The sequence below is a fragment of the Streptomyces sp. CB03238 genome, from assembly GCF_002099185.1.
Classification (GTDB): domain Bacteria; phylum Actinomycetota; class Actinomycetes; order Streptomycetales; family Streptomycetaceae; genus Streptomyces.
This window is the reverse complement of sequence record NZ_NBCN01000010.1, coordinates 351507-378405: the sequence shown is the minus strand read 5'-3', so window position 1 is coordinate 378405 and position 26899 is coordinate 351507. Positions and strand designations below refer to the sequence as shown.

Annotated in this window: 23 protein-coding genes; 9 read left to right on the top strand and 14 right to left on the bottom strand. The window is 72.3% G+C overall.

Going from position 1 to position 26899, the window contains the following annotated elements; genetic code table 11:
- Positions 1-132 precede the first annotated feature (132 nt).
- Positions 133-1344: a cytochrome P450 gene (locus BKD26_RS20825; RefSeq protein WP_084900270.1), complete on the top strand. Its 1212-nt coding sequence runs from the start codon at positions 133-135 to the stop codon at positions 1342-1344.
- Here the strand turns inward: BKD26_RS20825 and BKD26_RS20820 are convergent.
- From BKD26_RS20820 to BKD26_RS20810, 3 genes are all read right to left on the bottom strand, one after another.
- Positions 1335-1745, bottom strand: coding sequence for a hypothetical protein (locus tag BKD26_RS20820; protein WP_084900267.1), 411 nt, complete (start codon positions 1743-1745; stop codon positions 1335-1337). The two genes, BKD26_RS20825 and BKD26_RS20820, sit on opposite strands and share 10 nt — an antisense overlap.
- Positions 1746-1770: 25 nt before the next feature.
- A complete protein-coding gene (locus BKD26_RS20815; protein WP_084900264.1) occupies positions 1771-2043 on the bottom strand; it encodes a DUF4242 domain-containing protein in 273 nt (90 codons plus the stop codon).
- A gap of 130 nt (positions 2044-2173) precedes the next feature.
- Positions 2174-4804, bottom strand: coding sequence for a LuxR family transcriptional regulator (locus BKD26_RS20810; RefSeq protein ID WP_084900261.1), 2631 nt, complete (start codon positions 4802-4804; stop codon positions 2174-2176).
- A gap of 429 nt (positions 4805-5233) precedes the next feature.
- Between BKD26_RS20810 and BKD26_RS40400 the strand changes: the two genes are divergently transcribed.
- Positions 5234-5785: a hypothetical protein gene (locus tag BKD26_RS40400; protein WP_179166627.1), complete on the top strand. Its 552-nt coding sequence runs from the start codon at positions 5234-5236 to the stop codon at positions 5783-5785.
- Between the two features lie 4 nt (positions 5786-5789).
- Here BKD26_RS40400 and BKD26_RS20800 read toward each other — a convergent pair whose 3' ends face one another.
- The 5 genes from BKD26_RS20800 to BKD26_RS20780 all read right to left on the bottom strand — a co-directional run bounded on the left by BKD26_RS20800 (position 5790) and on the right by BKD26_RS20780 (position 11039).
- Positions 5790-6326 carry an O-acetyl-ADP-ribose deacetylase gene (locus BKD26_RS20800; RefSeq protein WP_084900255.1) on the bottom strand — a complete coding sequence of 179 codons (537 nt, stop codon included), beginning with the start codon at positions 6324-6326 and terminating at the stop codon, positions 5790-5792.
- Positions 6323-7744: an NAD(P)/FAD-dependent oxidoreductase gene (locus BKD26_RS20795; RefSeq protein WP_084900252.1), complete on the bottom strand. Its 1422-nt coding sequence runs from the start codon at positions 7742-7744 to the stop codon at positions 6323-6325. Before BKD26_RS20795 ends, BKD26_RS20800 begins: the two co-directional genes overlap by 4 nt.
- Before the next feature lie 121 nt (positions 7745-7865).
- Complete coding sequence (locus tag BKD26_RS20790) at positions 7866-8711, bottom strand: inositol monophosphatase family protein (protein WP_084900249.1); 846 nt, start codon at positions 8709-8711, stop codon at positions 7866-7868.
- Positions 8712-8752: 41 nt separating this feature from the next.
- Positions 8753-10618 (bottom strand): gamma-glutamyltransferase, encoded by a 1866-nt coding sequence (locus BKD26_RS20785; protein WP_084900246.1) that lies wholly within the window; start codon positions 10616-10618, stop codon positions 8753-8755.
- Between the two features lie 73 nt (positions 10619-10691).
- Complete coding sequence (locus BKD26_RS20780; protein WP_107417926.1) at positions 10692-11039, bottom strand: MerR family transcriptional regulator; 348 nt, start codon at positions 11037-11039, stop codon at positions 10692-10694.
- A gap of 749 nt (positions 11040-11788) precedes the next feature.
- Between BKD26_RS20780 and BKD26_RS20775 the strand changes: the two genes are divergently transcribed.
- From BKD26_RS20775 to BKD26_RS20765, 3 genes are all read left to right on the top strand, one after another.
- Positions 11789-11992, top strand: coding sequence for a cold-shock protein (locus BKD26_RS20775; protein WP_073754952.1), 204 nt, complete (start codon positions 11789-11791; stop codon positions 11990-11992).
- A gap of 244 nt (positions 11993-12236) precedes the next feature.
- The gene (locus BKD26_RS20770) at positions 12237-13739 is read left to right on the top strand and encodes a DEAD/DEAH box helicase (protein WP_084900239.1); all 1503 of its coding nucleotides are present in this window, start codon (positions 12237-12239) and stop codon (positions 13737-13739) included.
- A 230-nt stretch (positions 13740-13969) separates the two neighbouring features.
- Positions 13970-14293 (top strand): SCO5918 family protein, encoded by a 324-nt coding sequence (locus BKD26_RS20765; RefSeq protein WP_084900236.1) that lies wholly within the window; start codon positions 13970-13972, stop codon positions 14291-14293.
- A gap of 11 nt (positions 14294-14304) precedes the next feature.
- Here BKD26_RS20765 and BKD26_RS40395 read toward each other — a convergent pair whose 3' ends face one another.
- The gene (locus BKD26_RS40395) at positions 14305-15057 is read right to left on the bottom strand and encodes a hypothetical protein (RefSeq protein ID WP_084900233.1); all 753 of its coding nucleotides are present in this window, start codon (positions 15055-15057) and stop codon (positions 14305-14307) included.
- Between the two features lie 306 nt (positions 15058-15363).
- The gene (locus BKD26_RS20755) at positions 15364-15708 is read right to left on the bottom strand and encodes a hypothetical protein (protein WP_084900230.1); all 345 of its coding nucleotides are present in this window, start codon (positions 15706-15708) and stop codon (positions 15364-15366) included.
- A gap of 176 nt (positions 15709-15884) precedes the next feature.
- On the opposite strand from BKD26_RS20755, the gene BKD26_RS20750 reads away from it, so the two are divergent.
- The 4 genes from BKD26_RS20750 to BKD26_RS20735 all read left to right on the top strand — a co-directional run bounded on the left by BKD26_RS20750 (position 15885) and on the right by BKD26_RS20735 (position 22252).
- On the top strand, positions 15885-16940 hold the full coding sequence (locus tag BKD26_RS20750; RefSeq protein WP_084900228.1) for a biotin/lipoate A/B protein ligase family protein: 1056 nt from the start codon (positions 15885-15887) through the stop codon (positions 16938-16940).
- Between the two features lie 169 nt (positions 16941-17109).
- The gene (locus BKD26_RS20745; protein WP_241518755.1) at positions 17110-19443 is read left to right on the top strand and encodes a glycoside hydrolase family 9 protein; all 2334 of its coding nucleotides are present in this window, start codon (positions 17110-17112) and stop codon (positions 19441-19443) included.
- A gap of 108 nt (positions 19444-19551) precedes the next feature.
- On the top strand, positions 19552-20877 hold the full coding sequence (locus tag BKD26_RS20740; RefSeq protein ID WP_107417935.1) for an endo-1,4-beta-xylanase: 1326 nt from the start codon (positions 19552-19554) through the stop codon (positions 20875-20877).
- Positions 20878-20914: 37 nt separating this feature from the next.
- On the top strand, positions 20915-22252 hold the full coding sequence (locus tag BKD26_RS20735) for a cellulase family glycosylhydrolase (protein WP_084900223.1): 1338 nt from the start codon (positions 20915-20917) through the stop codon (positions 22250-22252).
- Between the two features lie 17 nt (positions 22253-22269).
- Here BKD26_RS20735 and BKD26_RS20730 read toward each other — a convergent pair whose 3' ends face one another.
- The 4 genes from BKD26_RS20730 to BKD26_RS20715 all read right to left on the bottom strand — a co-directional run bounded on the left by BKD26_RS20730 (position 22270) and on the right by BKD26_RS20715 (position 26888).
- Positions 22270-22824 carry a Uma2 family endonuclease gene (locus BKD26_RS20730; protein ID WP_084900220.1) on the bottom strand — a complete coding sequence of 185 codons (555 nt, stop codon included), beginning with the start codon at positions 22822-22824 and terminating at the stop codon, positions 22270-22272.
- Positions 22825-22916: 92 nt separating this feature from the next.
- Positions 22917-24323 (bottom strand): amidase, encoded by a 1407-nt coding sequence (locus BKD26_RS20725; protein WP_084900217.1) that lies wholly within the window; start codon positions 24321-24323, stop codon positions 22917-22919.
- A 32-nt stretch (positions 24324-24355) separates the two neighbouring features.
- Positions 24356-25849 carry an NCS1 family nucleobase:cation symporter-1 gene (locus BKD26_RS20720; RefSeq protein WP_107417923.1) on the bottom strand — a complete coding sequence of 498 codons (1494 nt, stop codon included), beginning with the start codon at positions 25847-25849 and terminating at the stop codon, positions 24356-24358.
- Between the two features lie 37 nt (positions 25850-25886).
- Complete coding sequence (locus BKD26_RS20715) at positions 25887-26888, bottom strand: TIGR03842 family LLM class F420-dependent oxidoreductase (RefSeq protein WP_084900213.1); 1002 nt, start codon at positions 26886-26888, stop codon at positions 25887-25889.
- Positions 26889-26899: the final 11 nt, after the last annotated feature.

The window sequence follows — 26899 nt, the reverse complement described above, 5'->3', positions numbered from 1 at the left end:
GGATGCTGGCGAGAATGCGACATCAGCCTGGCGCTGCCAGCGATCCGCCGATTCCCGCCCGGACCACCGTCACGACGTGAGATCATCCCGTCACGCCACGTCGCGAACGACGACCACGCAGGGGGACGGACGATGACCGAGCGGATCCTTCTCGACCCTCACACCCGGGACCACCGGGCGCAGTCGGAGACGCTGCGCCGGTGGGGGCCGGTGGCTCCGGCCGAGTGGCCGGGCGGGGTGCACTGCTGGGCGGTCGTGGGCCACGCCGAACTGGAGACCGTACTGACCGATCCGCGGTTCGCCCGCTCGCCCGCTCGCTGGCGGGCCCTGCGGGAGGGGGAGATCCCGCCGGACTGGCCGATGCTGGCGCACCTCACACGGCAGTGGATGCTGACCGCCGACGGCGCCGATCACCGGCGGCTGCGGCAGGCGGTGTCGGCGGCGTTCACGCCTCGCCGCGTCGAGGGGCTCACGCCCGCGATCACACGGACCGTCGACGCCCTGCTGGACGAGCTGGCGACAGCGGTGGCGGACGGTCCGGTCGACCTCCGCTCGGCCTACGCGCTGCCGCTTCCGCTGCGTACGCTCTGCGCCCTGTTCGGGATCCCGTCCCAGGACCAGCCGGCCGTCGTCGCGCTCGTGGGCCGGGCGTTCTCGCGGTCGGCGCTCACCCCGGAGGAGTCCGCCCGGCTCACCCGCGAGATCAACGCGTACCTGGCGGATCTGGTGAAGAGCCGGTCCGCGGCGCCCGGCGACGACCTGGTGACCGACCTGCTGCGCGGGGACGCCGCGGGCCGACTGTCGGAAGCGGAACTGCTCGACACGCTGTGGCTGTTCCTGGGCGCCGGGTTCGAGACCACGGCCGGGGCTCTGGTCAACACGGCCCACGCCCTGCTCGCGCACCCCGAGGAGCTGCGCCGCGCCCTGAGCGGGGAGGTGGGCTGGGACACGGTCGTGGAGGAGGGCCTCCGCCACGACTCGAGCGTCTACGCGCTGCCCTTCGCGTTCCCCACGGAGGACGTGGAGCTGGGCGGCCGGTCGCTGCGCGAGGGTGACGCCCTGCTGCTGTGCTTCGCGGCCGCCAACCGGGACCCGCGGCGGGGCTCCGGCCGCTTCGAGCCCCGCCGCGACGGTGAGCGCGCCCGGCACCTCGGGTTCGGGCACGGGCCGCACTTCTGCGTCGGCGCCCCGCTCGCCCGCCTCCAACTGCGCATCGCCCTGGGGGCGTTGTTCGAGCGGTTCCCGGACCTCCGCCTCGCCGCCCCGCCCGCCCCACCGGTGCCCTCGCTCATCGCCAGCACGCCCAGCGCGCTGTATGTCACCGGGCAGTCGGCTCACTGGTAGCTCATGCAGAGGCTGACCTCCGGGCAGAACATGACATACGTGGCGTTGTAGCCGGACGTCACCCTCACGGGGTTCGGGTCGGGACCGTAGTTGATGTAGGACCCGGGATCGGGTGTGACGGTCAGGGTGACCGATGTTCCGACCGGGAAGCTCGCGGTACAGGAGCCGGTCGGGTCCTGTTGTGGTGTGGACCCGTACGGATCGGCCGCCGCCTGGTGGCAGTTGATCCCGGCCGGGGTGCTGGTGACGGTTCCACCGCCCCATCCGTCGCTGACCCACACGTACAGCTGGCCCTGCTGCGTCTGGGCCTGGACGGGAGCGGCGGTGCCCAGCCTCGCCGTCGTGACGAGCACGGCGGCGCCCAGGGCCGTACGCCCGGCGTGGGTGGGGTTGGTGCTCATGAGTGGCTCCCTGCCCTGTCCACGATCACGATGCGGTGGGATACGCGTGCGGGTCCAGGACGGTGATCAGATGGATCACCTCCACGGGCAGTCCCGCCCGGCGGGCCGCCTTGCGGACCGCTTCGGGACTGGCCGCCTCGCACAGGCAGTAGACCCGGTGGTCGTCCTCGGTCACGTAACTGTGCAACCAGACCACTTCGGTACCACTGTTGGCCTCGACGATGGCCTTCACCGGCCTTCCGGCCAGGAAGTCGGCGATTCCCTTGCGGAAGTAGTGTTCGACCAGGTAGCGGGGCATCGGACATCCATCGTCGATCACGTGGAATTCGCGTGTGGAATCACGCTAAAGCCGAGCCGGGGCGGGGACATCGGGCAGCGCACCCCAGCTTTCACCGGCCCGACCCCAGATACGCGCCGCCACGGCCCGGTCACTCATCGGGAGCCGGCTGGGAGTCGAGCTTGCGCAGCGCCTCGGCCCGGCTGTGGACTCCGAGTTTGCGCAGGATCGCGGTGACGTGGTGGCCGGCGGTCTTGGGAGTGATGAACAGCCGGGCGGCGATGTCCGGCCCGGACAGCCCCTCCCTCAGCAGATCGACGATCTCCTGCTCACGCGCCGTCAAGCCGTACTGATGGGCCCGCGTGGCCGCGCGGGGACCACGGGTTCCCAGCCGGACCCCCAACTCCCTCAGCCGGGTACGCCCACGGACGGCGGCGGCCCGGGCACCGAGGGCGTCGAAGCCTGCCACCGCCTCGGCCACCGCTTCCGGGTCACCCGCGAGCCGAGCCAGCGCCGCGTCGTACGGGCAGCCCAGCCGCTGCCATGCCGTGGCGGCGGCGGCCCAGTCCCCGGCCAGCTCCAGCGCGAAGGGTCCCGCGGCCGATCCGGCGGGCGATCCGGCGGGCGATCCGGCGGGCGATCCGGCGGGCGGGCGGCCTCCGGCCAGCCGGATCCAGCGGGCGCAGGCGCCGGCCGCCCAGGGATCGTGATCCTGGCCGGCCGGGGGCAGTCCGCGCGTCGCCTCCGCGATCGCCGCCGCGTCGTCTCCCGCCAGCCAGGCCGCTTCGGCCCGGGCCTCCCACACCGGCCCCATCCGGACCAGGTCGCTCGGCTCGCCGAGGGTCGCGGCCTCGTCGAGCAGGGGGCGGACCTCGGGATCTCCGCGCCGGGCACGAACGAGGGCGAGCGCGAGCAGGGGAAAGATCCGGCTCACCGGCGGCAGCGACCGCAGGGGCAGCACCGCCGCGGCCTCCTCGGCGGCCTCGTCCCATGCCCCCTGGTGGACCAGGCCCATCGCCCGGGCCCCGCGGAGGTAGTCGAGGAACATGTCGAGGTCGTAGTGGCGGCAGAAGGCGACCGCCCGCTCGTCGTACTCCCGCGCCCGGCCGAAGTCGCGGTGGACCATGGCGACCGCCGAGATGACCGGGCCGAACATCCCGGCATGCTCGACCAGGCGCTGCGCCGCGGCCTGCCGCCAGGCGTCCTCGAGCTCCTCCCACCCGCGGTCCTCACGCAGCACCGTGGCGATCGCCGCGTGGAACCGCGCGCGCAGGACCAGCCCCGCGTCGCCGATGTGCCGGCCCACCTCGATGGCCCGGTCCGCGTGGGCGGCCGTCGTCACCACGTCGCAGTCGAAGCCGGCCTGCTCCGCCACATTGAGGTAGGCCCGCCCCAGTTCCAGCGTCGGCCCGCCGCGCTCCAGCAGCCGGACCGCCTCGATCCCGCGTTCCCGCGCCTCCCGGTTCCGGCCGAGCAACCACAGCATGTACGAGCACCAGCGCTGGTCGTCCCCCTCGTGCAGCACGTCGTTCATGGCGTGCCGAAGGCGCCCCGCCGCCTCCCACGACTCGATCGCGTCCGGCACCAGACCCGTCATGTACGAGGCGAAGGCGTGCCCCTCCAGCAGCGTCGCCCGCCGCGCCTCCGGGGCGGCACCGGCGTGGCGCAGCGCCCGGGCGAACTGGGCTGCCGCCTCACGGTGGGCCGCCAGCCCCGACGCGTGCGCAGCGGCGGCGGGTGCGTACGCCAGGACCGCCTCCGCGTCACCCGCCTCGTCCGCGTGGTAGGCCAGGCGGGACGGGTTCGCCGCCGGACCGGTGGTGGAGGACCGCAGCGCGTCCAGCACCAGCGCGTGGAGCCGTCGGCGACGGATACCGGGGATGGAGTCCAGGACCGCGCCCCTGACCAGTTCGTGCCGGAACGCCAGCTGGGTCCCTGCCGCCTCCAGCACGCCCACCGCGAGCACCTCGTCGACCGCGGTCTCCGCGTCCGCCACGATGTCGCCGAGCAGGTCGATCGGGGCGCTGGGCCCGACCACGGCCGCGGCCTCCACCACCTCGCGCGCGTGCGTGCGCAGTCGGCCGAGCCGGCCGATCACGGCCTCGCGCACCGTCGCGGGGATGCCGGGTTCCGGGGCGGCCAGCACCTCGGTGACGAAGAACGGGTTGCCGCCCGTGATCGCGTGCAGCGCGGCCGGATCGTGCGGCCCTCCGGCCGCCATCCGGGCGACCGCGGAGCGGCTCAACGGCTCCAGGTCGTACCGGGCCAGCGCCGGACAGCCGGTCAGGTCGCCGAGTACGACGGCCAGCGGGTGCAGCGGGCCCACCTCGTCGTCGCGGTAGGTCACCAGCAGCATCGCCCGTGTCGTCTCGATCCGCCGGGACACGAACCGGAGCAGGTCGAAGGTGGCGCCGTCGGCCCAATGGACGTCCTCGCAGACCAGAAGCGTGGCGTCCGGGCCCTGACGCAGGGTGTGCAGCAGGGATCGGAAGACGGCCGGGCTCCCGGCACCGGCGGCGAGCGTCTCCTCCACCTCGGGGCCCAGATCCGCGGCCACATCGACCAGCGGGCCCAACGGGCGGGGAGTGCTGAGCGGATCGCAATGGCCGACGAGCACCCGCGCGTCGCGTCCCCGCGCCCGCTCGGCGAGGGCGCGCACCACCGCGGTCTTGCCGATGCCCGCCTCGCCACGGAGCAGGACCACCCGGCCCCGGCCGCGCACCGCCTCGCCGATGTGCTCCTCCAGCGCCTCCAGGACGCCGGCCCGCTCCAACAGCTCCATAGTCACGGCGTATCACGACAGCCGGTACCGGTCGAGTCGTCACGCCGCGCACCGGACCGTCACTCCCCGTGCGCGTCGCTCGTCGGCGGACCGTCTCCTCGGCGACGCACGTCACGCGGTCCGGAGTCGCAGGAGTGCGGTGGCCGTCACCGCACCCAGGAGAGCCACGGGCATCGGTGCCCGGTACCGCCGAAGCAGGAGCACGACCGCGAGTCCGGCGAGCGCGGTGAGAGTCGGCGGACCGGGCGGGCCCGTGATACGGAAGGGGCCCCAGGATGGGTCTGACGAGGGCGACGAGAGCGGCGGTGGCCGCACCGATCAAGGCCGGTCCGGTGGGCAGGAACGAAGCAGCTGCCATCCCTGACCCGACTGTGAGACCGGAACGAAGGCGCTCTGCGCACACGCCTGACGCGGACGTGTCATTCGTCGGTGGACACCCGGTACTGGGCATCGCCAACACCGTGGCATGGCGGACGGGCCCCCGCCCGCCGCGCCGAGCGGGTGACGGGCGCCACGGCCTGGGCGAGATGGGCGGCCGTCGCCGGACTGCTCACCCCGCGACAGTCCTCGGATCTGCTCGTGGCCCTGGCGGCGGCCGGGCACGACGAAGCCGAGCGCCAACTGGCCACGCCGCACCGCCTGCGCGCCCTGCTCTGGCCTGTCCTGGATGCCCTCGTCGACGGCGAGCCCGCGCCGCCCGAACAGTGGGACGAATTCCACCGGTCGCTGCTGCTGGCCCGCCAGAACGCTGAGCTGCCGCCCGCCTTCCCGCTGCGCTGGCAACCCGCCAAAGGCCGGCTCACCGACCTGGGTCAGGCACTCGCCCTGCAAGCCGAAGAGCTGCTGGGCGGGCCGTCCGGCTCGCGAAATTGGGCGCGCGTAACCGGGTGGAGGCGGCCATCGCCGCGTACGAGGCCGGCCTGGTCCCGTCGCGCCCCCGCTGAGCGGTGCGCCGGGCAGCGGGCCAGTTGCTCGTCGTAGCGGGTTACGGTCCTGGGCGGTTTCCATGGTGAGGCTTGCGCACCTGCTCGGCGAACGCCTCGTACGCACGCTCGTCGAAGAGGACGAACCGGGCCTCCTCGACCGCCGTTTCCGTGGACCGCACGGTCTCCACGGCGATGCGGGCGGCGTCGTCCATGGGCCAGCGGTAGACGCCCGTGGAGATGGCGGGGAAGGCGACCGTGCGGGCGCCCAGTTCGTCGGCGAGGCGGAGGGACTCGCGGTAGCAGGAGGCGAGGAGGGCGGAACGGTCCTCCTCTGTGGAGAAGACCGGGCCGACGGTGTGGATCACCCAGCGGGCGCTCAGGCGGCCGGCGGTGGTGGCGACGGCTGTGCCGGTGGGCAGGCCGCGGCCGTACTTCGAGGCGCGCAGCGTGCGGCACTCGGCGAGGATGTCGGGGCCGCCGCGCCGGTGGATGGCGCCGTCGACGCCTCCGCCGCCGAGGAGGGAGGAGTTGGCGGCGTTGACGATGGCGTCGACGTGCTGGTCGGCGATGTCTCCGCGTACGAGGGTGATGTTCACCGCCGGGCCTTTCGCAGGTGGCGCCAGACCGCCTTGGCCGCGTTGTGCCCGGACATGCCGTGGACGCCCGGGCCGGGCGGCGTCGCGGAGGAGCAGAGGAAGACGGCCGGGTGCGGGGTGTTGTAGGGGAAGAGGGAGAGCCGGGGGCGCAGCAGCAGTTGGAGGCCGGAGGCGGCGCCGCAGGCGATGTCGCCGCCGATGTAGTTGGCGTTGCGCGCGGCGAGTTGGGGCGGGCCGGCGGTGGCGCGGGCGAGGACGAGGTCGCGGAAGCCGGGGGCGAACCGCTCGATCTGCCGCTCGATCGCCTCGGTGAGGTCGCCCTCCCAGGCGTGCGGGACGTGGCCGTAGGCCCAGAAGACGTGCTTGCCCTCGGGGGCGCGGGACGGGTCGACGAGGCTGGGCTGGGCGGTGATCAGGAACGGGGTGCGGGGGGCCATGCCGCCGGACGCCTGGTTCAGGGCGGTGCCGATCTCGCGGCTGCTTGGGCCGACTTGGACCGTGCCGGCGCGCCGGGGCTCGGCGGCGGTCCAGGGGACGGGGCCGTCCAGCGCGTAATCGATCTTGTAGACGGAGGCGCCGTAGCGGTAGCGGTCGTAGAACCGGCCGAAACCGGCGATGCGGGCCAGCGCGGTCGGTGAGGTGTCGAAGACGTACGCGCGGGCGGGCGGCAGGTCGTCGAGCCGCTTGACCTCGTACCCGGTGTGGACGGTGCCGCCGAGGTCCTTCACGTACGCGGCCAGGGCGTCGGAGATCGCCTGCGAGCCGCCGCGCGGGAGCGGCCAGCCGCCGGCGTGCGCGGCGAGCGCGAAGACGAGCCCGATCGCGCCGGTGGCGAGGCCGCCGAGCGGGGCGATGACGTGGGCGACGAGCCCGGCGAACAGGGCGCGGGCCCGGTCGTCGCGGAAGCGGCGCATCAGCCAGGTGGAGGGCGGCAGGCCGTCGATGCCGAACCGGGCGAGGGTGACCGGGTCGCGCGGGAGGGCGGTCAGCGGCAGGGACATGAAGTCGCGGGCGAGGGTGTCCCACGTGCCGAGGTACGGCGCGACGAGGCGGCGGTACGTGCCGGCGTCCCGGGGCCCGAAGGAGGCGGCGGTCTCGGAGACGGACCGGGACAGCACGGCGGCCGTGCCGTCGTCGAAGGGGTGCGCCATGGGCAGCTCGGGGTGCAGCCACTCCAGTCCGTACCGGTCCAGCGGCATGGCCTTGAAGGCGGGCGATCCGACGCCCAGCGGGTGTACGGCGGAGCACGGGTCGTGCCGGAAGCCGGGCAGCGTGAGCTCCTCGGTCCTGGCTCCGCCGCCGACCGTGTCGAGAGCCTCGAACAGGGCGACGGAGAACCCGCGGCGGGCCAGTTCGGCGGCGGCGGTCAGTCCGTTGGGCCCCGCCCCCACGACGACGGCATCGAGCATCGACGGCACGTTGGGACTCCTTCGTCAGCCAATGGCCAAGGTATCTCAGGATATTGGGCCGGTGGGCGGCCCCTGGCGGCGGGAGGTCACCGGCGTGCGGGCATGGCCGCGCCGCGCGTCCGGAAACCGCCTACCGGGCGGTCAGCAGCGTGCGTATGCGCTCCGCCGTGGCCCGGTCGCGGGCGGCGGTGAAGGGCAGTGCGTTGGCACCCGTGACACGGAACGGGGCGCCCGTCAGGGTGGCGTGGGCGCCGCCCGCCTCCTCGACCAGGAGCAGACCGGCCGCGTGGTCCCAGGCGTACTCCCAGGAGAAGGCGACCGCGTCCAGGGCGCCCCGGGCCACGCCCAGGTACTCCAGGCCGGCCGAGCCGCACGGGCGGGCGTGGACGCCCTCGGTGTCGAGCCCGAGGAGCGCCGCCTTCTGCTCCGGGGTGGTGTAGTCGGGGTGGGACATGGCGACCTCCAGCACCGCGCCCGGTACGGGCGCCCCGGACCGGATCTCCGCGCCGTTCAGCCGCGCGCCGCGCCCGCGCACCGCCACGGCCATCTCGTCCAGCGCCGGGGCGTACGTCCACGAGGCCAGGACCTCGCCGCGCACCGCCAGCGCGACGAGCGTGCAGAACCCGGGATCGCCGTGTGCGAAGTGCCAGGTGCCGTCGACGGGGTCGACGATCCACACCGGCGCGTCGCCCTGCAGCGCCTCGTACACCGCCGGGTCGGCGTGCACGGCCTCCTCGCCGACCACCACCGAGCCGGGCAGCAGCTCGGTGAGCGAGGCGGTGAGATGGGCCTCGGCGGCCCGGTCGGCCACCGTCACCAGATCGTGCGGCCCGCTCTTCTCGACGACCTCGTGCGCGGCGAGCTGCCGCCAGCGCGGCACGATCTCGGCGGCGGCCGCCGTGCGCACCGCCTCCTCGACCGCGGAGGACACCGCGGCGGACAGGGATCCGGAACCGTCGAGAAGCTCATCGATCATGCGTCCAGCTAAGCACGGCCCACTGACATCGCGTGGGCGGGTCAGCGCCCGACCGCGTAACCCTGCATCCCGCGCGGGTTCGCCGCCGCCGACAGGATCCCGGTGCTCGGGTCCCGGGCCACCGCGCACAGCCGCCCTTCCGACCAGGGGCCGCCGATGGTGACGTCGTGTCCGCGGCGGCGCAGGTCCACGACGACGGCCGGGTCCGTCCGGGACTCGACGGTGAGGCCACCGGGCCGCATGCCGCGCGGGTGGAAGGAGCCGGGGAAGCCGTCGTTGTGCCAGTTCGGCGCGTCGATCGCGGCCTGGAGGTCCAGTCCGCCGTGGGTGACGGCGAGGAAGAAGTGCAGCGCCCACTGGTCCTGCTGGTCGCCGCCCGGCGTGCCGAACGCCATGACCGGCTCTCCGTCGCGCAGCGCCAGGGACGGCGTGAGCGTGGTGCGGGGGCGGCGGCCGGGCGTCAGGGAGTTCGGCAGGCCGGGGTCCAGCCACGCCATCTGGAGCCGGGTGCCGAGCGGGAAGCCCAGTTCGGGCACGACGGGGTTGGACTGGAGCCAGCCGCCGCTGGGCGTGGCCGCGACCATGTTGCCCCACCGGTCGACGACGTCGAGGTGACAGGTGTCGCCCCGGGTGGCGCCGTCGCGCTGGACGGCCGGCTCTCCGGCCGTCGGGGCGTTGCGGGCGACCGTCGGCCCGGCCGCCGGCGGGGCCTGGCCGTCGACGGTCGGTTCGCCGGCCCCGGCCGCCACCGGGACGGCCGGGGCACCGAAGCCGGGCCGGCCCTCGGCGACGGCGACGGCGTGGGCGCTCAGACGCGGCGTACGGCCGCCGGGGCTGCCGGGGCGCAGCTCGTAGGAGGCCTTCTTCCCGACCAGTGCGCGCCGTTCGGCGTTGTACGGGGCGGAGAGCAGGGTGTCGAGCGGGACGTCGGCGGCGTCCCCGTACCAGGCCTCCCGGTCGGCCATGGCGAGCTTGCAGCCCTCGACGAGCAGGTGGACGTAGTCGGCGGAGCCGTACGGGGGCAGGCGGCCGGGCAGCAGGGCCAGTTGCTGGAGGAACACGGGGCCCTGGCTCCAGCCGCCCGCCTTGCACACGGTCCAGCCGTTCCAGTCGTACGTGACCGGGTCCTCGTACGTCGCGGACCAGCCCGCCAGGTCGGCGGCGGTCAGGGTGCCGGTGTGGTGGGCGCCGCTGGTGTCCATGGTGGGGCGCCCCGCCTGGCGTACGAGCGCCTCGGCGATGAAGCCCTGCCGCCAGATCCGCCGGGCCTCCTCGATCTGGCCGGTCCGGTCGTCACCGGCCGCGGCGGTCGCCTCGTCGATGAGGCGGCGCCAGGTACGGGCGAGGGCGGGGTTGCGGAACAGCCGCCCGGGGGCGGGGGGCCGGCCGCCCGGGAGGTAGACGTCGGCGGAGGAGGTCCACTCGTTCTCGAAGAGCGCGCGTACGGTCTCCACGGTGGCGCCGACCCGCTCCACGGGCGCGTGCCCGGCCTCCGCGTACTCGATGGCGTACCGCAGGACCTGGGCGAGGGACCTGGTGCCGTGGTCGCGCAGCAGGAGCATCCACGTGTCGAAGGCGCCGGGCACGGCGGCGGCCAGCGGCCCGGTGCCGGGCACCAGGCCGAGGCCGAGGGAGCGGTAGTGCTCGATGGTCGCGCCGGCCGGGGCGGGCCCCTGGCCGCACAGCACCCGCACCTCGCCGCCGGCGGGCGCGAGGATGACCGGCACCTCGCCGGCCGGGCCGTTGAGGTGCGGCTCCACGACGTGCAGGACGAACCCGGCGGCGACGGCGGCGTCGAAGGCGTTGCCGCCGTCCTCCAGGACGGCCATGGCCGACTGGGAGGCGAGCCAGTGGGTGGAGGACACCATCCCGAAGGTGCCCTGGAGGGTCGGTCGGGTGGTGAACATACGGCCTGTCACCTCACTGTGCGGCCTCGGGGAACGGGACGTCCGTGATCGGCGGGCGGGCGGTCGACCGCGTTCAGGAGGCGACCGACGGGTTCGAGCCCGCTCGGGAGCGGCGCAGTTCCTCGTTGAGGCGCTGGGCTTCTTCGAGTTGGTCCTCGAGGATGATGATGCGGCAGGCGGCGTCGACCGGGGTGCCCTGGTCGACGAGTTCGCGGGCACGGACGGCGATGCGCAGCTGGTAGCGGGAGTAGCGGCGGTGGCCACCCTCGGACCGCAGCGGGGTGATGAGCCGGGCGTCGCCCAGGGCGCGGAGGAACGCGGGCGTGGTGCCGGTCAGTTCCGCGGCGCGGCCCATGGTGTAGGCGGGGTAGTCGTCGTCATCGAGTTTGTCGGCGGCGTTCTGTGGGGTCTCTCGGGTCACTGGCACCTCTTCGTGGGGACGCAATCGAGGGGCCCTGGTGCCGTACGGCACCAGGGCCCCGAGGGGTTTCAACACCATCTACCGGCGCTGGGCGCCGTTCTGCGGTTCCGCGTGTCCGCCCCGGAGGGCGACAGATGCGGGGATCGTCGATGCGTGACCGGGGACCACCTTCCAATCCGGGGCCTGCGAGTCCCGGGCGGCTGCGTCCTCGCCCGGGCGATCCTGATGGCGTCTGCTCCTCTCTCGAACTTCTGGCTACGGGTGAACCCTAGCCCGGGCATCCGCCAATGTCTACAGCGGCGGGTGCAGATTTCCCTCTTCCTTGACGGCAGGATCGAAGAGGCGGGGCCCGTGGACCCCCGTCGGCGCCCGGCCCGGCCCCCACCCAGTCCCGGTCCGACCCCTGCCCGATCCCCGCCGGCCCGCCTCGGGCCACGTCGGCGCGCCGCGGCGCGACCAGCGTGAGGCGACACCCTCGCCGATGGTGAATATCTACCCCGGCAACTACAGAATTTCTGGGACTGTTTTTCGAATGCGGGAAAGCATCCGTGCACGGCTGCCCGTTCCGTGCTACTGTCGATTTCAGTTGCAGTTGTGGTTCCCAAAGACTTCAAGTGCCCTCACCGGTCCAAGTACCGACGAGAGCACTTTTGTATTTCCGGTGATATTTTCCGGACGGGGCGATCATCGCGGCGACTCGGGGTTCGCACAGTGCGAGCCCCTGGGCACTGCCCCGAAGGAGATATGACATGGCTACTGGCACCGTGAAGTGGTTCAACGCGGAAAAGGGTTTCGGCTTCATCGAGCAGGACGGTGGCGGCCCCGACGTCTTCGCCCACTACTCGAACATCGCCTCGTCCGGCTTCCGTGAGCTGCAGGAAGGCCAGAAGGTGTCCTTCGACATCGCGCAGGGCCAGAAGGGCCCGACGGCCGAGAACATCGTCTCCGTCTGACGCGACGCGTACCACCACGTAGCTGGGGCCCGCACCTTGGGTGCGGGCCCCAGCTCGTTGCTTTTCCCCGAGCGTCCCGCCCGCCCTGTGGTCACGGGCTCGCGGCCCGCCGCTCACCCCGCACCGGCACGCTGAATTCGGCCTGCTCGGTCCGTCTCATTTCTTCGGCTCGATCTTGCGATTCTCCCCGCGGCTGCGCCGCTGGAAATTTCCTCGATACGTGCCGCATCGAGGAAGGTTCCGCATGAACCGCACGTCCCGTTCGAACGACCGTTACTCCCGCAACCGCACGGGCGGATCCGCCGCCACGGGCGGAAAGTCCTTCCGCTCCGGCTCCCCGGACCGCTCCGGCGCGCCGAACCGGTCGGGCGGCCCCGGCCGCTTCCGCGGCCACGGTCGTCCCGCGGCGCCGCAGGGCGAGTTCGCCCCGCCCGTCACCCTCACCCCGGCGCTCCCGCCCGTCGAGACGTTCGCCGGCCTCGACATGCCGGCGCCCCTGCTCGCGGCGCTCACCGCCGAAGGCGTGACCGTACCGTTCCCGATCCAGGCGGCGACCCTGCCGAACTCGCTGGCCGGCCGGGACGTCCTGGGGCGCGGCCGCACCGGCTCCGGCAAGACCCTGGCGTTCGGGCTCGCCCTGCTGGCCCGCACGGCCGGGAAGCGCGCCGAGCCCAAGCAGCCGCTGGCCCTCGTCCTCGTACCCACCCGGGAACTGGCCCAGCAGGTCACCGACGCGCTCACTCCGTACGCCCGCTCGCTGCGCCTGCGGCTCACCACGGTGGTCGGCGGCATGTCGATCGGCCGCCAGGCGGGCTCCCTGCGCTCCGGGGCCGAGGTCGTCGTCGCGACGCCCGGCCGGCTCAAGGACCTGATCGACCGTGGCGCCTGCCGGCTGGACCAGGTCGGCATCACCGTCCTGGACGAGGCCGACCAGATGGCCGACATGGGCTTCATGCCCCAGGTCACCGCGCTGCTCGACCAGGTACGCGCCGGAGGCCAGCGGATGCTGTTCTCCGCCACCCTGGACCGCAACGTCGACCTGCTCGTCCGCCGCTACCTCCACGACCCGGTGGTCCACTCCGTCGACCCCTCCGCGGGGGCCGTCACCACGATGGAGCACCACCTGCTCCATGTGCACGGCGCCGACAAGCACGCCACCGTCACGGAGATCGCCGCGCGCGACGGCCGGGTGATCATGTTCCTCGACACCAAGCACGCCGTGGACCGGCTCACCAAGGACCTCCTGGCCATCGGGGTACGCGCGTCCGCCCTGCACGGCGGCAAGTCGCAGCCCCAACGCACCCGTACGCTGGCCCAGTTCAAGACCGGGCACGTCACGGTGCTGGTGGCGACCAACGTCGCGGCACGCGGCATCCACGTCGACAACCTCGACCTCGTCGTGAACGTCGACCCGCCGACCGACCACAAGGACTACCTGCACCGCGGTGGCCGCACCGCCCGCGCGGGCGAGTCCGGCAGCGTGGTCACCCTGGTGCTGCCCAACCAGCGCCGCACGATGAGCCGCCTGATGGCCGATGCGGGGATCACCCCGCAGGCCACCCAGGTCCGCTCCGGCGAGGCCGAACTGAGCCGCATCACCGGGGCCCAGACCCCTCCCGGCGTCCCCGTCACCATCACGGCGCCGGTCGTGGAGCGGGCCAAGGGCGGCGGCGCTCCTGCCGCCGGCCGCCGCAGCCGCCCGGGCCGGGCGCGCCGCCGCCCGGTGCGCAACGGCACGGCCGCGTAACCGGTCGCCTTTACGCGCCGCCGCGTAACCTGCGCCTTTACGCGCGGCCGCGTAATCGGTCTCCTTTACGCGCGGCCGCGTAACGCGCTCCCTTATGCACGGCCGCGTAATCCGCGCCCTTACGGGCCCTTACGGGCCCTCAGGCGCACGTGCACGTATTTGCTGTCCCCTCCGAACCAGTCACGGGCCGGCTCAGCTCCGAGCCCCTCTCCCCAACCTGCCGAGGCACCATGCGCTGCGTCATCGCCCGTTTCCCCTTCGACCTCGTCAAGCACGAGGTGCAGGAATCGATGAAGGGCATCAAGCCCGAGCCCATCACGGGCGAGTCCGTGATCATCGGCCGCCGCCACTATCCGGTGAAGCAGGTCGGTGAGGTCATCACGAGGCAGGACCGCCGTGACTTCACCGCCGCCGAAGTGACCCGAGCGCTCACCCGCCTCGGCTTCACGTGCAACAAGGCGCCGGCCGTCGCCGCCGCCGACGCCGTCGCCGCCCTCACACCGCTCCAGGCGGCATCGGCGATGCTCGGCGCGCCGGCCGCCCACCCGGCGTGACGACGGGGCGCTCAGCCCAGGCACGCACCGAGCAGGCACACCTGCGTCGGTGATGTCGGTTCGTCCGCCGAGGAACCCGGCAGAAGGTTCGCCAGTGAGGTGCCGGTGGGCGCCGTGGTGGCGTCTTCGGTGGGAGCGGGCGGTACGGGTGCCTCCGTGGCCGGGGCCGAGTCGGCGGCGGCCGGGGGCGGGGCGTCGGCGTTGCCGGCGTCCGTCCTCTCGGCCGGCTCGGGCGCGGCGGGGGCGTGGGGCGCCGGGCTGGCGGGCGCTGGGGGGCGGACCGTGGTCGCGGCGTCCGGCCGGTGACCGGCGGCCGGCGAGGCAGGCACCGCGGCGGCCGTGTTCTGCTGCCGCGTGCTGGGGTGCCGGGTGGCAGGCGTGCCCGGGGTGTCCGGCTGCGTGGACGACGCGTCGCCGGTCGCCGTCCGGGACGTGGACGTGGACGTGGACGTCGGCGTGGCCACCGGCTCCGGCGGCGGAGCCGCGTGGGTGTGGCTGGTGGAAGGCCTGGCGCTCGGCAGCGCGGCAATGGTGAGGCCGCCGCCGACGAGGGCGACGGCCGTCGCGGCCACGGCCCGGCGCCGGTGCTTCTTCCACCGCGCCAGTTGCCTGCGCCGCGCGGCGCGGCCCTGGCCCGTGGGCGAGGCGCCGCTCTCGAAGTCACTGGAGGAGCCGGCTGCGGGCGCGCCCGGCCCGCCCGACGCGCCGGACGTGTCCGCCGTCGCGTCGTGGGATGCCTGCAGCGTCGCGGCGGGGGACGCCACCGCGCTGTGGAGGCGAGGGGCGGCAGGGGCTATGTCGGGGGCGTAGGCGCCGCAACCCGGACACACGAATGCCCCGTTGAGATTCCGGCGGCACGCGGAGCAATAGTCCATCGGCGGTCTTTCTGTGTTCACGTTCGCGCGCGGTTCACGTTCGCACGCGGTGGGAGCGGCCAGTAACGCTAATGGCGTCTGCCGGAGGTAACGCGCAGCCCTTGTGATGCTCCTGCGAAGATTCGACGCCATGAGGCCCGTGCACGTGAAACACGGGCCTCACCGGCGTACCGGGAGCACCCGACCGGAATTCGGTCAGAGGCGACGTACCCGTGCGGCGATCCCATGCCCGAGCAGAAGGTAAATCACCGCGGGCAGACCGTAATTGAGGAGGACACGCAGGCCTTCGGTCTCCATGGTGAAGATGTCCTGGGACCAGCCGGCCAGCCAGTCCGCCACACTCTGCACAAAACCGACGAAGACGTTTCCCTGGTTGGCGTCGAGCAGATACAGCAGGATCCATAGCGCCAGAAAACCTGCCGCGATGTCCGCAATCGTATGGATGGCCAGGGCCACCCGATTCACTCCGGCGCCGTCCCGATGGGGCGCGTAGGTGTTCCGGTTCGGGTCATAGGGGTTGTAGGGGTCATTCACGGGCATGCCCTCTTGGGGCTGGGGACGGGGATTGCTCATGCCCTCCCTGCTTGCCCCCTCCGCATGCGCGAAACGCTTTTCAAACCTCCGATTCGATATCGATTTCCAGCCCAGCGCAATCCAGGCATAGCCTGATATGACGGTTGTCCGGAGGCGGGAGAACGGGATACCGGGAGTGAGACGTGCACGGTGAATACAAGGTGCCCGGCGGCAAGCTCGTGGTCGTCGACCTCGACGCGGAGGACGGTGTCCTGCGCCGGGTGAGGGTCGGCGGCGACTTCTTCCTGGAGCCCGACGAGGCGCTGCTCGCCATCGATGGCGCCCTGGAGGGCGCACCGGCCGACACCGACGCGTCGGGGCTGGCCGCCCGGATCGACGCGGCGCTGCCGCCGGGGACGCAGATGTTCGGGCTCACCACCGAGGGGATCGGGGTCGCGGTACGGCGCGCCCTGGCGCACGCCACCGACTGGACCGACTACGACTGGCAGCTCGTCCACGACGGGGCGCAGCCGCCCGCCCTGCACATGGCGCTCGACGAGGTCCTCACCACCGAGGTCGCCGCCGGGCGCCGGCCGCCGACGCTGCGCGTGTGGGAGTGGGGCGCGCCGGCCGTGGTGATCGGCAGCTTCCAGTCGCTGAGCAACGAGGTGGACGCGGAGGCCGCCGAGCGGCACGGCATCGCCGTCGTACGCCGGATCAGTGGCGGCGGGGCCATGTTCATCGAGCCGGGCAACACCATCACGTACTCACTGTCCGTGCCGGACGCCCTGGTGCAGGGGTTGTCCTTCACGGACAGCTACGCCTACCTCGACGACTGGGTGCTGGGCGCGCTCGGCGACATGGGCATCAAGGCCTGGTACCAGCCGCTCAACGACATCGCCACCGAGGCGGGCAAGATCGCCGGGGCGGCGCAGAAGCGCGTGGTGGGCGGCGAGGGAGCCGTACTGCACCATGTGACCATGGCGTACGACATCGACGCCGACAAGATGACGGACGTGCTGCGCATCGGCCGGGAGAAGCTCTCCGACAAGGGCACGAAGAGCGCGAAGAAGCGCGTCGATCCGCTGCGCCGCCAGACGGGGCTGCCCCGCGCGACGGTCATCGAGAAGATGATCGGCTCGTTCCGTGAGCGGTACGGGCTGTCCGAGGGCGCGGTCACGGACCAGGAGATGGCACACGCGCGTGAGCTCGCGCGGACCAAGTTCAGCTCGCCGGAATGGACGGCGCGGGTGCCCTAGACGTCGGCCGCCCTGGTCGTCTGGTTCCGCACCCGCTCGTGCACCAGTTCCTACGGGGACTATTGACATGCCCACACTCTCCTGGCTGTATGAGCACCGCGCATGGGAGCGCTCCCACCTCTGTATGTGTATCCCCTTCCTCCCCCCTCGACGGAAAGGCAGCACCACAGTGGACGGTCCGTTGCGCTCGGCCCGCACACCGGCGCTCGCCGGGGCGCTTGCCGCCGGTCTCCTGCTCCCCCTCCTCCCCCTCTTCCCCTCCACGTCCTCGGCCGCCGCCGCGCCCGCGTTCAACTATGGCGAGGCCCTCCAGAAGTCGGTCCTGTTCTACGAGGCCCAGCAGTCCGGCACGCTCCCGGACACCAACCGCCTGAACTGGCGCGGCGATTCCGCCCTCGACGACGGCAAGGACGTCGGACTCGACCTGACCGGCGGCTGGTATGACGCGGGCGACCACGTCAAGTTCGGGCTGCCGATGGCCTTCTCGGCCACCATGCTCGCCTGGGGCGGCGTGGAGCAGAAGGCCGCGTACACGTCCGCCGGACAGCTCGACCACCTCAAGGACAACCTCCGCTTCGTCAACGACTACTTCGTCAAGGCGCACCCCTCCCCTCATGTGCTGTACGGGCAGGTCGGCAACGGCGCCAAGGACCACGCCTGGTGGGGCCCGGCCGAGGTGATGCCGATGGAGCGGCCGGCCTACAAGATCGACGCGTCCTGCCCCGGATCGGACCTGGCGGGCCAGACGGCCGCCGCCATGGCCTCATCGTTCATGGTGTTCGCCGACAGCGACCCCGCGTACGCGGGCAAGCTCCTCACGCACGCCAAGCAGCTGTACGCCTTCGCCGACACCTACCGGGGCAAGTACAGCGACTGCATCACCGACGCGCGGTCGTACTACAACTCCTGGAGCGGCTACCACGACGAGCTGGTCTGGGGAGCGATCTGGCTCCACAAGGCGACCGGCGACCCCGCCTACCTCGCCAAGGCCGAGTCGTACTACGACAGACTGTCGACGGAGCCCCAGACGACCACCCGCTCCTACCGGTGGACCCTGTCCTGGGACGACAGCTCCTACGGCGCGTACGTGCTGCTGGCGCAGCTCACCGGGAAGCGGAAGTACGTCGACGACGCGAACCGCTGGCTCGACTGGTGGACCGTCGGCGTCAACGGCAACCGGGTCCGGTACTCGCCCGGCGGTCAGGCCGTCCTCGACAGCTGGGGATCGCTGCGGTACGCCGCCAACACGTCGTTCGCGGCCCTGTCGTACGCCGACTGGCTGACCGGTGACCCGGTGCGCAAGGCCCGCTACCACGACTTCGCCGTCCGCCAGATCAACTACGCGCTGGGCGACAACCCGCGCAAGTCGAGCTACGTCGTCGGCTTCGGCGTCAACCCGCCCACCAAGCCGCACCACAGGACCGGCCACGGCTCGTGGACCGACCAGATCAACAACCCGGTCGAGAGCCGCCACGTCCTGTACGGAGCGCTGGTCGGCGGCCCGAGCGCGCCGGACGACTCCTACACCGACGACCGCTCCAACTACGTGAACAACGAGGTCGCCACCGACTACAACGCGGCCTTCACGGGGGCGCTGGCGCGTCTGTACGCCGAGTACGGCGGCAGCCCGCTCGCCGACTTCCCGAAACCCGAGCGGCCCGACGGCCCGGAGATGTCCGTCCAGGCGTCGGTGAACGCCTCGGGCCCCGGCTTCACCGAGATCAAGGCCTACCTGATCAACAAGTCGGCTTGGCCCGCCCGGGCGTTGACCAACAGTTCGCTGCGCTACTACTTCACGCTGGAGCCCGGCGTCACGCCCGCGCAGATCAGCCACACCACGAACTACAACCAGTGCGGCAAGGTGACGGGCCCGACGCAGTACAAGGACAACGTGTACTACGTGACCGTCGACTGCTCCGAAGCGACGATCGCGCCGGCGGGCCAGTCCGCGTACCGCAAGGAGGTGCAGTTCCGGATCACCTCCGCCGGGGCGTGGGATCCGGCGAACGACTGGTCGTTCCGGTCGGTCCCGACGGCTCCGGGGAGCACGCCTGCCGACGCCCCGAACATCGTCCTGATGGAGGGCGCGGACAGGCAGTGGGGCGCGACGCCCGACGGAACGACGCCCGGCCCCGGCCCCGGCCCCGGCCCCGGCCCCACGCCGACCCCGACGCCCACGCCGACGCCCACACCCACGCCCACACCTTCAGCGGGATGCGCCGCCCAGCAGAGGGTCACCAATTCCTGGTCGGGCGGGTTCCAGGCCGAGATCACCGTGCGGAACACCGGCGCCGCGCCACTGACCGGCTGGGCGGTGAGCTGGGACCTCGGCGGCCGGACCGTCACCAGCGTCTGGAACGGGTCCCTGACGGTGGACGGCACCAGGGCCACCGTACGCAACACCGCCTGGAACGGCGGCGTCCCGGCGGCGGGCACTGTGTCGTTCGGCTTCACCGCCACCGGCAGCCCGGAGGCGCCGACCCTGCACTGCCTGAGCTCCTGACCCGATCCGACGCCCGCACCCCCGACGGAAAGGACCACCCCCGTGCGCCACCTCCTGTCCCGCAAGGCCGCGACCGCACGGCTCAGGCGGGCCGCCTCCGCCGCTGCCCTGTGCGTCTGCACCGCCCTGGGTGCCCTCGCGCTGCCCTCGACCGCCCACGCGGCCGACACCCCGCTGCGGGACCTCGCCGCCGCCAAGGGCATCCACATCGGCAACGCGGTGGCCGGGTACAAGCTGAGCGGGAACGCCCAGTACGCGGCCATCGCCGGTACGCAGTTCACCTCCCTCACCCCCGAGAACGCCATGAAATGGAGCTCCGTCGAGCCGGCCCGGGGCTCCTACAACTGGGCGGAGGCCGACCAGATCGTCGCCTTCGCGCAGGAGCACGACCAGCAGGTGCGCGGCCACACCCTGGTGTGGCACAGCCAGAACCCGGGCTGGCTGACCAGCGGTGGCTTCAGCGCCGCCGAGCTGCGGGCCATCCTCGAACGGCACATCGCCACCGAGGCAGGCCGGTACCGGGGGAAGATCGCCGCCTGGGACGTCGTCAACGAGATGTTCAACGAGGACGGCACGTACCGCTCCTCCCTCTGGTACAACGCCATGGGTCCGGGGTACGTGGCCGACGCGCTCCGGTGGGCCCGGCAGGCCGACCCGAACGCGAAGCTGTACCTGAACGACTACAACGTCGAAGGCATCAACGCGAAGAGCGACGCCCTGTACAACCTGGTCAGGTCGCTCAAGGCGCAGGGCGCGCCCATCGACGGCGTCGGCCTTCAGGCGCACTTCGTTCTCGGCCAGGTGCCGTCCACCCTCCAGGCCAACATCCAGCGGTTCGCCGACCTCGGTCTCGACGTGGCGATCACGGAGCTGGACGTACGGATGCAGCTCCCTGCCACCGACGCCAAGCTGGCCCAGCAGGCCGCCGACTACAGCGCCGTGGTCAAGGCGTGTCTGGCGGTCGGCCGCTGCGTGGGCATCACCGGCTGGGACATCTCCGACGCGGACTCGTGGGTGCCGGACGTCTTCCCCGGTTACGGTGCCGCCACGATGTACGACGCGAACTACCGGCCCAAGCCCGCCTACCACGCCGTGGCCACGGCCCTCGGCGGCGGCGGGACAACGCCTCCGCCGGGCGGCGCCTGCACCGCCACCTACGCGGTCGCCAACCAGTGGGGCGGCGGCTTCACCGCGAACGTCACGATCACGTGCCCGCCGGGCTCGTCCCTGACCAACTGGCAGGCGGCCTGGGACTTCGGCGCGGGCCAGCGGCTCACCCAGGCGTGGAACGCCGGCTGCCGGCAGGAGGGCACGCGCGTCACCTGCTCCCCCGCCTCCTGGAACGGTTCCGTCCCCTCCGGCGGATCGGTCTCCTTCGGTTTCAACGGCACCTGGAGCGGCAGCAATCCGGTTCCCGCCGTCACCGTGAGCTGACCCACCCACATCGACCCCCCACACACAGGAGTTCCGTATGAGATTCCGAACAGCCCTGGCGGCCACCGTCCTCGGCCTGACGGGCGTGCTCGGGGCATTACTGACCCCGGCTCAGGCCACGACGGCGACGGCAGCCGCCACTGGCTTCCGCATAAGCGACAGCGGACGTCTGCTCGAGTCCAACGGCGACGACTTCGTCATGCGGGGCGTCAACCACGCCCACACCTGGTACCCGACCAGGACCAGCTCCCTGGCGGACATCAAGGCCCTGGGCGCCAACACCGTACGGGTGGTGCTCAGCACCGGTGACCGGTGGGCCCGCAACGACACGGCCGACGTCGCGGCCGTCGCCGCGCAGTGCAGGCAGAACCGGCTCATCTGCGTGCTGGAGGCCCACGACACGACCGGGTACGGCGAGCAGAGCGGCGCCGTGTCCCTGTCCCGCGCGGCCGACTACTGGATCGGCGTGAAGAGCGCGCTGGAGGGCCAGGAGCGGTACGTCATCGTCAACATCGGCAACGAGCCGTACGGCAACACCGGCGCGCACGGCTGGACCTCCGACACCAAGGCCGCCATCCAGAAGCTGCGTGCCGCCGGGTTCGCCCACACGCTGATGGTGGACGCGCCCAACTGGGGCCAGGACTGGTCGTTCACGATGCGGGACAACGCCGCCTCCGTCTTCGCGGCGGACCCGGAGCGCAACACCGTCTTCTCCGTCCACATGTACGGGGTCTTCGACACGGCCGCCGAGATCAACGCCTACCTGAACCACTTCGTCGCCGCCCGGCTCCCGATCGTGGTGGGCGAGTTCGGGCACAACCACTCGGACGGCGACCCCGACGAGGACACCATCCTGGCCGCCACCCAGGCCCTGGGCCTGGGCTACCTCGGCTGGTCGTGGAGCGGCAACGGCGGCGGGGTCGAGTACCTCGACATGGCGGCCGGCTTCGACGCCACCGCGCTCACCCCCTGGGGCCGGCGGATCTTCCACGGCCCCAACGGCATCGCACACACCTCCAAGGAGGCGACCGTCTACGCGGGCACGGGCGGCACCGCGCCCTGCGCGGTCACCTACCGCGTCACCGGCCAATGGACGGGCGGCTTCCAGGGCGAGCTGACCGTACGCAACAGGGGCTCCGCCCCTGTCAACGGCTGGACCCTGGCCTGGACGTTCCCGAACGGCCAGAACATCACCCAGATGTGGGGCGGCACCCCCACCCGCAACGGCCCCACGGTCACGGTGACACCGGCCCCGTACACCTCGATGATCCCGGCGAACGGCTCGGTGAGCCTCGGGTTCCTGGGCACCTGGAACGGCTCCAACGAGCCCCCGGCGGCCTTCACCCTGAACGGAGCCGCCTGCTCACCGGCCTGAGAAGGGGCGCGGGGCCCTCAGAACTCCGTGGTGTCGAGCTCGATCCCGAACGGCTCCGGGAGCCGTACCGGTGTCCCGAAGGGATGAGGGCCGTTCACCTTCGTATAACCGAGCGGACCTGGCTCCGCGTACAGGGTGCAGGTCCGCTCCCGGCGGTCGACCAGCAGGTAGAGCGGCGCCCGGTACTCGGCGTACCGGCGTCGCTTCACCGTGCGGTCGGTGTCGCCGTTCGACTCGGAGGTCACCTCGACGATCAGGAGGGTCTGATCCGGCAGCAGCGCCCCCGCGGCGTCAGCCATGTCCTCCGGTACGACGGCCCGGTCGGGGACGTACCAGTTGCTGCTGCCGGGCAGGTCCGGATTGCCCGAGCCCGCCAGGCAGCCGAGCGTGCGCAGCGTCGGGCCGAGCTGTTCGCGGATCAGGTACACCACGTTTTCGTGATCCCACATCGGCACGACAGGTTCGATGAACCCCTCGACGATCTGCACCCGGTCGGCCCGGATGTGCTGGATCGCATACTTCAGCGCGGTTTCGGGGTCGTCGACTGCGTACGCATGCCGCTGAGCGCTCATGGGATCTCCGTCGGACGTCGTGACTGCACGCATGACCACCGCGTTCGGTCTATCGCAATACGGGTATTTCCGTCGGCGTTCTCCCACGCGCATCACCCCTTTCGGTGATCACCCGGCGGCGGAGTCCGCTCGTACCACTTCTGGTCGGCCTCCACCTGGGCGGCGAGCGAGATGAGCCGCTCCTCGCTGCCCGCCGGGCCGAGGAGTTGGGCGCCGACCGGGAGGCCGTCCTGGGTGAAGCCGGCGGGGATGTTGACGCCCGGCCAGCCCAGGACGTTCCAGGGCCAGGCGTAGGGGCAGGCGGCGGCCATGGTGAGGTCGGTGCGCCAGGCGGGGAGGGTGTCGAAGGTGCCGATGCGGGGCGGGGGCGCCGCTGTGGTGGGGGCGAGGAGGACGTCGTACGTGGCGAAGAGGGCGCCGATCCGGCGGTGCTGGTGGGCCTCGCGAGCGCGGGCGGCGCGCAGGGCCCGGCCGGCGAGCCGGCGGCCGGTACGGGTGGCGCTGCGGGTGCGCGCGTCCAGCAGGGAGGGGTCGGGGTGCCGGTCGGCGTAGGCGGCGATCCCGGCGGTGGCGCGGGGCAGGAAGCTCAGGCCGATGAGGCCGTAGCGCGGGCGGGCCTCCTCGACGGTGTGGCCGAGGCGGGCGAGGGCCTCGGCGAGGGCGGTGACGGCGCGGCGTATGCCGGGGTGGAGCGGGTTGTGCGTGGCGGTGAACGCGGAGCGCCAGGCCAGGGCGAAACGGAGGCGGCCGGGTTCGCGGCGGGCGGCGGCGGAGGCGTCGACGGGCGCGGGGTGGTACCGCTCGGCGGGGTGGGCCCCGGAGGCGGCGTCGAGGAGGAGGGCCGCGTCGGCGACCGTACGGGCGAGGGGGCCGTTGACGGTCAGGCCCTCGAAGCAGTCGGTGTACGGGTGGACGGAGACCCGGCCGCGCTGCGGTTTGATGCCCACCAGGTGGGTCCAGGCGGCGGGGATGCGGATGGAGCCCGCGCCGTCGGAGCCCAGGGCGGCGGGGACGAGCCCGGCGGCGACGGCGGCGGCCGAACCGCCCGACGAGCCGCCGGGAGTGTGGTCGGTGTTCCACGGGTTGCGGGTGGCGCCGAAGGCGGGGCCCTCGGTGAAGGGCCACTGGCCCAACTCGCAGGAGTTGGTCTTGCCGACGATGACGGCTCCGGCGGCGCGCAGGCGGCGTACCGCCTCCCCGTCCTCCCGCGCCGGCGGTATGTCGCCGTCGCAGCCGAAGCGGGTGGGCAGTCCGGCCACGTCGGTGTCGTCCTTGACGGCGACGGGGACGCCGAGCAAAGGGGCCCGCTCCCCTGCCGCGAGGCGGCGGTCGGCGTCCTCGGCCTCGGCGAGGGCCATGGCGGCGCGTACGCAGCGGAAGGCGTTCACCGTGCCCTGGGTGGCCTCGATCCGGTCGAGCGAGGTCTGCACCAGGGATACGGACGAGACCTGACCATCCGTCAAGGCGTCGCGCATGGACGTGATTCCGTCGAAGGACATGAACCGCAGGCTACTGGAGAGTAAGTACGGTGTCAGGGAGTCCGGCGCGCCATCAGCGCCACGTACAGCGCCAGCGAGGCCGCCAGCCCCACCGCCCACCCGTAGTCCGCGAGCGGTTTCAGCAGCGGGATCAGCCCGTCCTCCGGGAACGGCCCCTTTCCCGGCGCCGAGTGCGATCCGCCCACCGCGAGTACGCCCCCGACCACGAACGCCGCGACCGCCGCCGGGTTCCACCCGCGCACGTACCAGTAGCGGCCGCCCGGCCGGTAGAGGTCGGCGAGGTCCAGGACGGTGCGCCGGACGATCCAGTAGTCGGCGATGAGGATGCCCGCCACCGTACCGAGCAGGCCGCCCACCAGCCCCAGCCAGGTGAAGATGTACAGCTCGGGTGTCTCGGTCAGCTTCCACGGCATGATCAGCACCCCGACCACGCCCGTGATCAGCGCCCCCGTACGGAAGTTGATCAGTTTCGGGGCGAGGTTGGCGAGGTCGTACGCGGGTGAGACGACGTTCGCCGCGATGTTCACCGAGATCGTCGCGACGAGCACGGTCACGAGGGCGAACAGCAGCCCGAAGACGTTGTCCGTCCGGGCGGCGAGCGCGACGGGGTCCCAGACGGCCGCCCCGTACACCGCCTGGGAGCCGGACGTCACGAAGACGGACAGCAGCGCGAACAGCGTCATGGTGGTGGGCAGGCCCAGCGCCTGGCCCCAGATCTGGGCGCGCTGCCCGGCGCCGAAGCGAGTGAAGTCGGGGATGTTCAGCGACAAGGTCGCCCAGAAGGCGATCATGCCCATGAGGGAGGGGAAGAAGACCGGCCAGAAGTCCGCGCCCCACCCGAGCGCCGACGGCTGGTCCAGCAGCGGACCCGGACCGCCCGCCTTGGCCGTGATCCACGCCAGCAGCACCAGCGCGCCGACGATGACGAAGGGTGCCGCCCAGTTCTCGAACCGCCGCAGCGCCTCCATGCCCCGGTGGATGATGGCCAGTTCGAGCGCCCAGAAGAGCACGAAGCACAGCCACAGCGTCCACGGCTGGCCACCGACCCGCGCCGCCTGGGCCCACTCGCCGCCGAAGACCTTGCCGAGCAGGACGAAGATGCCCTGCCCGCCGATCCACGTCTGGATCCCGAACCACGCGCACGCCACCCCGGCCCGGATCAGCGCCGGCAGATTCGCGCCGCGCAGCCCGAACGACGCCCGTGCCAGGACCGGGAAGGGGATGCCGTACTTGGGGCCGGCGTGCCCGGTCAGCAGCATCGGTACGAGGACGATGACGTTGGCCAGCGCGATGGTGAAGACGGCCTGCTTCCAGTCCATCCCGAGCGCGACCAGCCCCGAGGCGAGCATCCAGGACGGGATGTTGTGGGCCATGCCCACCCAAAGAGCCGCGAAGTTGTAGGTGGTCCAGCGTCGTCGTTCCACCGGGACGGGCAGGAGGTCCTCGTTGACGAACCGGCTGTCGGCGGGGATGTCGGTGGGCGTGAGGTCGACGCGCCCCCCGGATATCGGAACGGTATCGGTCATGGCGGCGCAACCCTTCGTTCCCGGACCGGTCAGGCGGTCAGGCGTTCAGCGCGGGGATGATCTCGGAGCCGTACGCGTCGATCGTCGCTTCCTTCGCGTCATGCATGTCGTACACCGCGAACTGGTCGACGCCCAGGGCCTTGAGCGCCTTGAGCTTCGCGATGTGGGCGGCCGGCGGGCCCAGCAGGCAGAAGCGGTCGACGATCTCGTCCGGGACGAAGTCGGTGGAGGGGTTCCCGGCGCGGCCGTGATGGCTGTAGTCGTAGCCCTGACGGGCCTTGATGTACGAGGTGAGCGCCTCGGGCACCAGGTCCGAGTGCTCGCCGTACCGGCTCACCAGGTCGGCGACGTGGTTGCCGACCATGCCGCCGAACCAGCGGCACTGGTCGCGCGCATGCGCCAGGTCGTCGCCGACGTACGCGGGCGCGGCGACGCAGATGGTGACCGAGGACGGGTCGCGCCCGGCTTCCTCGGCCGCTTTCCGTACCGCCTTGATCATCCATTCGGTCAGGAACGGGTCGGCGAGCTGGAGGATGAACCCGTCCGCCTTCTGGCCCGCGAGGGCGAGCGCCTTGGGCCCGTACGCCGCCATCCACACGGGCAGTTTCCCGTTCCGTACCCAAGGGATGCGCAGCGGCTGCCCGTCGACGACCGCCTCACGGCCCTCCGCCAGGTCGCGGATGACGTCGATCGCCTCGCCGAGCCGGGCGAGGGTGTTGGGTTTGCGGCCCGCGACGCGCATCGCGGAGTCGCCACGTCCGATTCCGCAGACCGTGCGGTTGCCGTACATGTCGTTGAGGGTGGCGAAGGTGGAGGCGGTGACCTCCCACGTCCTGGTGCCCGGGTTGGTGACCATCGGGCCGACGATCAGTTTCCTCGTGTGCTCCAGGATGCGGCTGTAGATGACGAACGGTTCCTGCCACAGCACGGCGGAGTCGAAGGTCCAGCCATAGCGGAAGCCGTTGCGTTCCGCGCGCCGCATGAGACCGACCACGGCGGAGCCCGGCGGGTCGGTCTGCAGGACGAGTCCGAAGTCCACTGTCCTGGCCT

Excerpts from the sequence above, each read along its gene's own strand:
- BKD26_RS20825 (WP_084900270.1), top strand. The coding sequence starts at position 133 with ATGACCGAGCGGATCCTTCTCGACCCTCACACCCGGGACCACCGGGCG.
- BKD26_RS20820 (WP_084900267.1), bottom strand. The coding sequence starts at position 1,745 with ATGAGCACCAACCCCACCCACGCCGGGCGTACGGCCCTGGGCGCCGCC.
- BKD26_RS20815 (WP_084900264.1), bottom strand. The coding sequence starts at position 2,043 with ATGCCCCGCTACCTGGTCGAACACTACTTCCGCAAGGGAATCGCCGAC.
- BKD26_RS20810 (WP_084900261.1), bottom strand. The coding sequence starts at position 4,804 with ATGGAGCTGTTGGAGCGGGCCGGCGTCCTGGAGGCGCTGGAGGAGCAC.
- BKD26_RS20790 (WP_084900249.1), bottom strand. The coding sequence starts at position 8,711 with ATGATCGATGAGCTTCTCGACGGTTCCGGATCCCTGTCCGCCGCGGTG.
- BKD26_RS20785 (WP_084900246.1), bottom strand. The coding sequence starts at position 10,618 with ATGTTCACCACCCGACCGACCCTCCAGGGCACCTTCGGGATGGTGTCC.
- BKD26_RS20775 (WP_073754952.1), top strand. The coding sequence starts at position 11,789 with ATGGCTACTGGCACCGTGAAGTGGTTCAACGCGGAAAAGGGTTTCGGC.
- BKD26_RS20770 (WP_084900239.1), top strand. The coding sequence starts at position 12,237 with ATGAACCGCACGTCCCGTTCGAACGACCGTTACTCCCGCAACCGCACG.
- BKD26_RS20765 (WP_084900236.1), top strand. The coding sequence starts at position 13,970 with ATGCGCTGCGTCATCGCCCGTTTCCCCTTCGACCTCGTCAAGCACGAG.
- BKD26_RS20755 (WP_084900230.1), bottom strand. The coding sequence starts at position 15,708 with ATGCCCGTGAATGACCCCTACAACCCCTATGACCCGAACCGGAACACC.
- BKD26_RS20735 (WP_084900223.1), top strand. The coding sequence starts at position 20,915 with ATGAGATTCCGAACAGCCCTGGCGGCCACCGTCCTCGGCCTGACGGGC.
- BKD26_RS20730 (WP_084900220.1), bottom strand. The coding sequence starts at position 22,824 with ATGAGCGCTCAGCGGCATGCGTACGCAGTCGACGACCCCGAAACCGCG.
- BKD26_RS20725 (WP_084900217.1), bottom strand. The coding sequence starts at position 24,323 with ATGTCCTTCGACGGAATCACGTCCATGCGCGACGCCTTGACGGATGGT.
- BKD26_RS20720 (WP_107417923.1), bottom strand. The coding sequence starts at position 25,849 with ATGACCGATACCGTTCCGATATCCGGGGGGCGCGTCGACCTCACGCCC.